The following is a 7,084-nucleotide window of genomic DNA, read 5'->3' as shown; positions in this document are numbered from 1 at the left end:
CTGTTCACACGTTTTTGAGTTGGTTTTTCTGGAGTTTCTACAGATTTACTTACTGGGTTGTAAACGTGAACGATTTGGTTCGCTTTGTTTTCGATGTCTACGCCACCTGCAACGTCAGCTTTAACTGTTGCTGGAATATCGAATTTGTAGTAGCGACCAAATGCAAATTTAGTTGTGTCGACAACTTGAGTGTTATCAGCATCACCTAAAGATTTGTTCATAGAAGCTTTAGATGTTGCTGTAATGACGCCATTTTCAACCTTGATGTCAAACTTATCAGTTACGTCAGCACCACTTTCACTGTCATAAGCTTTAATATCAGCAGCGTTGACAGTTAATTTATCTGCATCATAAGTATCAGAGATACCAACAGATTGGATGTTGTTTCTGTCAGTGAAGTTCTTAGTATCCAACCATACTTGGTAGTAGATCTTTTCACCACGTTCAACTGACTTCGTATTGATATTTTCTGCTTCGTTATTTGAAGTTCCATCTGCGTATGGATTTGCATTTGTAGCAGTGTACTCATCGGTCAACTCATCGTCATCATCTACAAGTTTTGATCCTGTAATGTCAAATTTCTCTTTGTTAAGAACAAATTTTTCAGGTTGGAATTCAGGTGTTTCAGGAGGAGTGATTTTGTTGTTGAATTCTTTATCATCAGTTCCTTCTGTTGATGTTCCATCAGCATTGACACCGCCAGTTGATGTTACGTTTGTTACAGTAGTCAAGGTGTGACCATTCTTAGCAACTTCAACAGTGATCGTTGCCTTCATAGTGTCATACGTCATACCTACTTCTTTAGCTGCAGGGATAACTTCTTCTACAGTATAAGTGTGAGTACCTACTTTAGTATTATCAAATGAAATTTCTGTAAATGTTACAGTTCCATCTTTTTTGTTAGCTACAGTTTCAACTTCTTGACCGTTTGCATCTTTAAGGATGAACCTGAATTCGCCATCTTTAAGTTCACGTCCAGCCAATTTCTTAGTGAAGTCAAATTTCACTTTAACTGGAGCTACGACAACGTTGTTGAACTCTGTATCAGTTGTTGAAGATGTTTCACCTTTAGAAGAGCTGTAAGTAACAGTAGCTTTTAAATCACCTGCTTGGTTTTTTTCAGTAACAACTACAGTCATGATAGTTTCCATGGCATCGTAGTCAACATTTTTATCTTCTCCAGCAACTTCTGTTACTTTATATTTGTAAGTTCCAACTTTAGTAAAGTTAATATCACTAAAAGTTACCTTGCCAGATTTATTTGTGACGGTTTCAGTATGACCACCTTCAAGTTCTTCACCTGAATCATCAGTTTTCAATTCAACAAGTTTAAAGCTGAAGTCATTATCATTAAGTGTTCGCTTATTCTCTACATTTTTATCTTCGAGAACCTTAGTAAATTCAGGAGTTACCTTAGTAGCTTCACCTTTAACATAGTAGTAGACCGTTTCATAGTTGGGCGTCAATTTATTTTCCAAACGGAAAACGTTACCTGAAGAAACTGGAACGCCATTAATAGCATATGCAGCTCCAGTAGCGCCACGGTTCGCATAAAATTCACCCGCAGCTGAATAACGTGGTTGATAGCCAGCAGCTTCTGAGGCACTCACCTCAGTAATTGTATACTCTATAGTATTATTAGCTGCTTCCCCTCCCCAGGACATTTTATAAAATGTCCCGTTTGGACGTTTATAGATAAAATCAGCTACGTTAGGTTTACCATATTCCAAATCACCAAGATAGTTTGTATTTTGTTTATCCGAGAAAATAGCAAATGGTTTTCCAACAACAAGCTTATCACGTAATTCTGGTTTCAAACCATCTCTAACTGGCTTATTATTATCTTTATTCCATCCAGCATCATCGATTTCAGGATACTTACCGAAGTCTTCTGGGTGGTCAATTTTATTGTTACTTCCAGGACGAATTACTGTTTCATAAACCTTAACATAGCCATCAGTGTTTAAATCTTTAGAAATTTTATTTAGACTGTCAGATTTGATTGCCCACATTTCAATACGGACAGTACCATCTTCGCCTACAACTTCTTTAATACGTTTTACACCACCTTCAGCATTGGCAACGTCAAACCAACGTTGGCCAACTTCGTAAGGTTTTTTTAGAACATCTACAAGCGAGCGTGAATCTGCTGTTTGATATAGCTTATACCCATCAAAAGCACGAAGAGCTGAAGCATGGAAATCTTGCCCTTCCATACCAGTAAGTGTAAATGAACCAAGACTCTCTTCAGAGCCTGTTGCACGATATGTTTGTGCATCAACTTGTGGAGTTCCAGCGTCATTTACCAGCTTGTAGTCACCTGCCGTAGAAGAATTCATCACATAACTACTGCCATTTGAGACAAAGTTTCCAACCAAGCGATTTGGATCATAAGTTGATGAATTTTTATCAACAACTTTATAGTAAGTCGTCTTAGTAGTTAGACGTGGGATGTAATATTGAGGATCAGTTATAGTCGTTCCTTCGTTGGCTGTGTTAACTACATCATAAATTTGAATCGCAGTACGTTGACCATCGAAATCATTAGCAGAACCGTTGAATTTCCATGTTGCACGGAGAGCTGGACGATCTGTCTTATCAGCATCTTTAACATTTTCAAATCGGAATTCAATATAAGCCTGTTTATTGCCTGAAATAGGTGCTAGAGTAGCCTGACCAAGATTCACTGTTCCTGCACCACTAATTTGTTTTGTTTCTTTAACAGTGTTTGTAGCACCATCAACCAATTCTATTGTTACATTAGTTGAGTTATCATATGGTTTAGACATACGATAATAGAACTTAGTATTATACTCTGTATTGAATCCCATCAAATCAGTAACAATATATGTATACTGAGATGCACTCGGATTCAATTGGTAGTTGATTCCTGCAGTAACATGGTCAGTAGGATCTTTTGGTGTAGGGACTACAAGTGGACGATTCTTAAGTTTTGCACCATTTGGATCACTCATCACTGGTGTTGCAGCTGCTGAACCTACTGTATGACTAGTTGATACAGGGTCTGTTGCCGAACGACGATTACGACGACGGCCACCTTCTGTAACCAAAGTAGCAGCATTACTACGTTCATTATTCGCTATTGCAACTGAAGTAACGTCTACACCAGCGCTTGCTACGTTAGCACGTGTAGCAACATTTGGTTGGGCAGTTGTAGCTTCTGCTGCTGTTTCAGCTGTTTCTGTATTTCCAGCTACTGGAGCTGCTGTAGCTGAAGCATTTGAAGCTGCTGTTGTTGAAGCGTTTGAAGCTGCTGTAGCCGAAGCTGTAGTTTCAACGTTGTTGCCAGCTGCATTTGTAGATGCAGCTGTAGCTGGTTTAGCTGTTTCTGTAGCAGCTTTTTCAGTTGGTTTTGCAGTTTCTGTAGCTTGTTTGTCAGTTGTCTCTGCGGCAGCCTTATCTGTTGTTGAAGCTTCTGGTGTCAAGTTAAATGTTGACGCAGTTGCATCAGTTGAAGATACAGCTGCAGTAGGATCTGCTTGAGCTGTTGATGCTGTAGGCGTTTCAACTAAATTGGCAGAGCTCTCACCTGCTACCGTAGAGCTTGGTGTTGAAGATGAAGGTTCTGGGGATGTTACTTCATCAGCCTGAGCAATACGAGCAGCAAAGAGCGCTGTCCCTAGTAAGACTGAAGCGACACCAAACGAGTATTTACGCAATGAAAAGCGCTGGCGTCTATTGAAAATGTCTTTCATTAAAAGACCTCCTCTAATAAGTTAGTTAGTTATAGGTACACACTTATAAAATTAATCCAATTATAAAAGTGAGTATACTATATTCTAACATTCTGACAATTAGCGGTCAAGATTTTTGTCAAAATTTTTTAATTTTATTTTTCAATTATCTGATTATTCAACTACAAACAATCAGAAATATCGATAATAAAACAACAAAACACCTTATATAACACCATTTATTAACACTTCACTCAATATAAAAATAATTATTTAATCCTTTTATTTTCTAATTGAAACGCCATTCCAAAACTTTTTTAGAACTTCTCTATGACATTAAAAAACCGAACATTCTCTAATAATACAATTATTATCGCACATATTTGTACCCTATTTCAGAGCATTAACTTCACTTTATCCTACTATTACAGCATTGACGAATCATAACAACTATTCAAACGATTCTCATATAATTACTTCAGAGTAACATATTAAACTCAAACATTCTCCCCAAAAAGAAACCAGCAACTCAAATTGAACTGCTGGTTTACTTTATTTAAAACTAATAAGAGATTTGTCCGTCTCAATTAGATTAATCTTCTTTTTTACGACGATAACCTTGAATTCCCAGACCAAGAGCCACAATCAGAGCAGAAAAGCCTGCTACTTCGACAGTTTGCTCTGTTTCTTCACCAGTTTTGGGAAGAACTACTTGTTTTTTATATGAAGCTACTTTTGTAGTAGAAGTCTGAGAAGCTGTCTTAACAACGATTCTCGAAGCTTCATTTACTTGTTTTACTTCTTCTGGTTGCGAAGATACTACTGATTTCTTTTCAATAGAAGGATGTTCTGGTTTCTGAGTTTTGCTTGGCTTACTCATTTGTTTTATAGAAGATTTTGGTTTATCTGGACTTACCGCTATATAGTATATAGAGATATCCTCTCCTGAATTTTCAGGAATAATGGTGCTACCTGGCTGGATAGCTTTTCCTAACTTACTTGGATACTTAGGGTCCTGAAGGTAGGGTTTGTAACCTGGGATATCTGGAACAACTGGTAGACCTGATTTGGTTGGGTCTGTTAGATTATTAGGATATTTTACAGATGCAACTTCTGGAAAGTTCAAATCTGCTGATTTGAGTAGTAAGCTTCCGAGCGGTTTGTATATTACCGTTTCCTCAAGGTTTTCTTGAATAACTTTCTTAGATGACACACTTGCTTTATCAGCGTAATAGCCATCTAAAACTTCAGTCACAACTGCATCATAGGTTGCTTTATTAGCTTTCCATGCTGTTGACGAAAGTTCCTGACCAGTCACCATATCATATGTAACGGTGCGTGTCCATTGTGCATCTTGAACCTTGTCGCTTGGCGCCTTAACATTTCCATCTGATACAATATAATGAACTGTCGCTGTGACATCTTTCTGCCACTGATTTTTGCTTGGATATTTTGGACTTAGTGGATCATCTGGGTTGATTGCATCACCATCATGAGGATTCCTAGAACCTACTATTACAGTTTTATGTTTCAAAGTAACCCTCCATGCTTGGGTAACAGACGTATCAGTATCGTAGTATGCTTGTTTTGGGAACTCATCCGTTAACAATTCATAACCACGACTTTCATAAAATGCAATCTTGTCGGCTGTAGTATATTCAATAATTTCACCTGACTTACCTGTAACATGATCACTCTCAAGACTTGTACCAGTCGTTTGGTCAATATAAGTGATAGTCGCTTCTTGAATAGCTTTACGATAAACAACTGGGGTATCTTCTTCTGGCTTACTTGGGGTTATATTGAGAACATCAGTTTCATACCCTGAGATAAGTGGAGATGATGTTTTGCCCGCCTTAGTTGGATTTTCGGGATCATTCTGATATTGAATTGTTGGTACACCTTGAATTTCTTTACCATCAGTATCAACTGCAATAATCTTTCCTAACGGCTTAAATGTAACTAATTCCTCAGCGTTAGGAGCTTCTGGTGTTACTTGAAGAGAGCCCGCGTGTCCTACATTTGCAATGTAACCTGGAACTACTGGAACTGGCACACTGCCATATCTATGGCTTGACACATCCCAAGTGCTAAGACCTGAAACCATATCCTTAGTTCCTGTGAAGACAAAATCATTTTGAACCTTAGTAGCTGGTGTATTTTCACCTGCACCAATAAAGGTAACCGTCTGACTAGTGCCCTGAGTCAAAGACTCTTTCTTAGAAACCAAGATAATCTTAGTGTCAGCTGTCGCATCTGGCGGAAGGACTTGAAGATTACTTGAGTTAAAACCTGAGATGTTTTGGCCAGACTTAATCTCGTAACCTGTAGGTAGCGTTGGTAGAGAGGTTGACTCTACCTTAGTTGGATCTAGAGCGTTGGTATACGGAACAGCGTCTGTACCAACGATTTGATTCCCCGCTTCATCCACAAGAATGATTCTTCCCACTGGTGTGTAGCTGACAAGCTCTGCGACATTAGGAGTCGCTACGGTAACTTCTAGTTGACCAGCTTGAGACTTATTGGCGATGTAGCCTGGAACCACTGGAACTGGTACACTGCCGTATGTATGACTTGACATATCCCAAGTGCTGACACCTGAAACCATATCCTTTGTTCCAGTGAAGACAAAATCATTTTGAAGCTTAGCAGCTGGCGTTTTTTCACCTGCCCCGATAAAGGTAACCGTCTGACTGGTGACCTGACTCAAAGTCTCTTTCTTAGAAACCAAGATAATCTTAGTGTCAGCTGTCGCATCTGGTGGAAGGACTTGAAGACTACTTGAGTTAAGGCCCAAGATATTTTGTCCATACTTAATCTCATAACCTGCTGGTAGCGTTGGTAGAGTGGTTGACATTATCTTAGTCGGATCTAGAGCGTTGGTATACGGAACAGCGTTTGTGCCAACAATTTGATTCCCCGCTTCGTCCACAAGAATGATTCTTCCCACCGGTGTGTAGCTGACAAGCTCTTCCACATTAGGAGTCGCTAAGGTAACTTCTAGTTGACCAGCTTGAGACTTATCTGCGATGTAGCCTGGAACCACTGGAACTGGTACACTCCCGTATCTATGACTTGACACATCCCAAGTGCTGACACCTGAAACCATATCCTTTGTCCCAGTGAAGACAAAATCATTTTGAACCTTAGTCGCTGGCGTTTTTTCACCTGCACCAACAAAGGTAACCGTCTGACTTGTACCCTGATTCAAAGTCTCTTTCTTAGAAACCAAGATAATCTTAGTGTCAGCTGTCGCATCTGGTGGAAGGACTTGAAGACTACTTGAGTTAAAACCTGAAATGTTTTGCCCAGACTTAATCTCATAACCTGTTGGAAGCGTTGGTAGAGTGGTTGACTCTACCTTAGTCGGATCTGGAGCGTTGGTATAC

Annotated in this window: 2 protein-coding genes; both read right to left on the bottom strand. The window is 39.2% G+C overall.

The features are described from left to right. The coding region (locus O3670_RS10655) for a Spy0128 family protein (protein ID WP_371596146.1) at positions 1–3,716 on the bottom strand (3,716 nt) is incomplete at its 3' end. A 571-nt stretch (positions 3,717–4,287) separates the two neighbouring features. Then, positions 4,288–7,084, bottom strand: a 2,797-nt coding sequence (locus O3670_RS10650) for a mucin-binding protein (RefSeq protein ID WP_371482896.1), incomplete at its 5' end; no start/stop codon positions are given.

The organism is Streptococcus sp. 27098_8_74 (genome assembly GCF_041431705.1).
GTDB lineage: Bacteria > Bacillota > Bacilli > Lactobacillales > Streptococcaceae > Streptococcus > Streptococcus salivarius_E.
Note: the sequence above shows the minus strand (reverse complement) of the source record. Positions and strands in the feature narration are given on the sequence as shown.